The organism is Bradyrhizobium sp. (genome assembly GCF_049798375.1).
GTDB lineage: Bacteria > Pseudomonadota > Alphaproteobacteria > Rhizobiales > Xanthobacteraceae > Bradyrhizobium.
This window is the reverse complement of record NZ_JBARGP010000630.1, coordinates 1-2,572: the sequence shown is the minus strand read 5'-3', so window position 1 is coordinate 2,572 and position 2,572 is coordinate 1. Positions and strand designations below refer to the sequence as shown.

Sequence of the window (2,572 nt, the reverse complement as noted above, 5' to 3'; positions counted from 1 at the left end):
GCGTCAAGGTCGGCCAGCAGGTCAAGATCGGCGATGTCGTCGGTCAGGTCGGCTCAACCGGCCGCTCCACGGGTCCGCACCTGCATTACGAAACCCGCATCGACGGCGAAGCGGTCGATCCGCAGAAGTTTTTGCGCGCCGGCGTGCGGCTCGCGGCGGGTTAACTTACCACCGGACGCGTCGGCGCCCCGGCGGAAGGAACAGCTCTCCGCTGGCTATGCGACTAAACGGTTGATTTCCCAGCAACAGCTGTGGCGCGTCCGCATCTGTAGACCCGCAAACTCGTGTCAAGCCATTTCACTTGGCCATTTCTTGTTGCTGCGTGTAGCGGACTATGTCAGCGGTACCATCGGGTTGTCTTGCGGCCCGCGCAATCTCCGATTGTGGCACTCAAGACCGTCCTGATCTCATGCAGCTCCAATTCCGTGCCGACATCGACTATCTACGCGCGATCGCCGTTGTCTCTGTCATCGGCTTTCACTACGGCATCCCGGGATTTGGCGGCGGCTTCATCGGCGTCGACATCTTCTTCGTCATCTCCGGCTATTTGATCTCCCGCCTGATCTGGTCCGGCCTGCACGCCGACTCGTTCTCGTTCTGGCAGTTCTACGATCGCCGTGCCCGGCGCCTGCTGCCGGCATTGTATGTGATGATCGCCATCACCGGCGTCGCGGCCTGGTTCCTGGCGCCCCCGGCTGACTACCGAACCTTCTTCGGCAGCGCGGTCGCGACGCTGCTGTTTTCATCGAACATCTTCTTCTGGTTCAACAGCAGCTATTTCGAGCTTCCAACAATCGGCAAGGTGCTGATCCACACCTGGTCGCTGTCGGTCGAGGAGCAGTTCTACTTCTTCTTTCCGCTGGCGACGTGGCTGTGGAGCAAACGCTTTCGCGACCCGACCTCGCGCATGTCGATTGCGCTACTGCTCGCCGGCACCGTGGCGCTGTGCGCGGCGGATGAGTTGTTGATCAAAAATTGGGCCGAGGCCGCGTTCTATCTCTCGCCGCTGCGCGCCTGGGAGTTTCTGATCGGCGGCCTGACTCTGTTTGCACAGCGCTGGTCGCCCTCCGGCTTTGGAGCGCGTTGCACCTGCGCTGTGGTAGGTGGCGCTCTAATGCTGATGCCGATCGTGGCATTCACGGCCGAGGTCCGTTTCCCAGGCCTGCATGCGCTGGTACCCTGCCTCGGTGCGGCGCTGTTCATTGTCGCGTTCAATCGCGAGAGCGGGCGGCCGGTTCCGCTGCCGGCGCGCGACATCGGCCTGTTCCTCGGCAAGATGTCATACTCGCTCTATCTCTGGCATTGGCCGATCTTCCTGCTCGGAAATGCGGCGATGCCGTTGGCATGGGTGGGCTCGCCATTATCCGTCGCAGCGCTGCTCGCAGGCTCGTTGCTATTGGGCTATCTCTCCTATCGGTTCGTGGAAACGCCGCCGCGCAAGACGGTACGCTGGGCCGGTTTGCGCGTGTCCGGTTTGGTCGCGACCGCCGCCGCGCTCCTGGTCGTCATCTGCGCCGGCGGCTTTGCCGCGCAGGGCTTCCCGACCCGATACGCGCAGGCAGAGCAGCGGATGCTGAGATATACCATTGCGAACATGGGGCCGCTCTATCGCGAGCACACCTGCTTCCTTGAGCCGCAAGAATCGTTTGCAAGCTACGATATTTCCGCGTGCCTGACCCCGGTCGCTGGCAGGATCAACATCCTCCTGATGGGCGACAGCACGGCTGCCCATCTGAGTCCGGCGTTGCGCAAATATCTCGATCCGCAGCGCTATAACCTGCTGCAGCTCAACTCTGGCGCCTGTGCGCCCTTCATCGGCATCAAACAGGCCTTTTCGAAGAACTGCGATGAGATCAACGCCACCTTCGCCAGCGTTCTGAAAGAGCATCGTGTGTCGGCCGTGCTTCTGGCCGGCCATTGGAGCTACTACGCCCAGTTTGGTAAATTGCCGCCGAGCCCGCACGCACGCGACGGACTTAGCAACCTTTTTGACGTCTATCTGGATGCCACCTTGTCGGCCACGCGTGATGCCAGCATTCCCGTGCTGCTACTCGGTCCGGGGATGGAGTTTTCGGCTCCGCTTCCACCGACCTTGGTGCGTCAGGCGCAGACCCATACACCTGTCGGAGACGCCCTCAAGGTGATCCCGGCCGCCTTCGAGGCGGACACCCGGCTTAAGCGCCTGGCGCTGCTCTACGACAACGTCCGTTTCGTCTCCGTCCTGGACGCGCTCTGCACCAAACGTGACTGCCCGTTGACGGTCGATTCCGAGACGCCGATGCTCTGGGACGTGCTGCATCTCACGCCCGAAGGCTCGACCTATCTCATCGACCGATTGCGGCCGCAACTGGATCTGTTCCTGCAGAAGCTGGATCGAACGCCAGAGCCCTCGACAAAGCCAGATGCGGCGCCGGCCCGGGTAGAAGCTAGCGCCAGCCCGCCACGTTGAAGGCTGGCAATGGCTTCAGAACGTCCGCCCTCCCCCGCTGATGCTGCGTCACGCCGCGCGGCCACACCTGCGGTCGTCTATCCTGCGGGCACCATGCCGAGACCCGACATGAGCGTGCTGGAG

At 62.4% G+C, this 2,572-nt stretch carries 2 protein-coding genes; both read left to right on the top strand.

Annotation, left to right across the window (positions count from 1 at the left end; all coding sequences use genetic code 11):
- A partial coding sequence (locus WA702_RS24865; protein WP_425113195.1) for a M23 family metallopeptidase occupies positions 1 to 164 on the top strand: 164 nt, incomplete at its 5' end.
- Positions 165 to 409: 245 nt separating this feature from the next.
- Positions 410 to 2,449, top strand: coding sequence for an acyltransferase family protein (locus WA702_RS24860; protein WP_425113194.1), 2,040 nt, complete (start codon positions 410 to 412; stop codon positions 2,447 to 2,449).
- The last annotated feature ends 123 nt before the right edge of the window (positions 2,450 to 2,572 follow it).

Coding starts and splice junctions, on each gene's coding strand:
- WA702_RS24860 (WP_425113194.1), top strand. CDS start 410: ATGCAGCTCCAATTCCGTGCCGACATCGACTATCTACGCGCGATCGCC.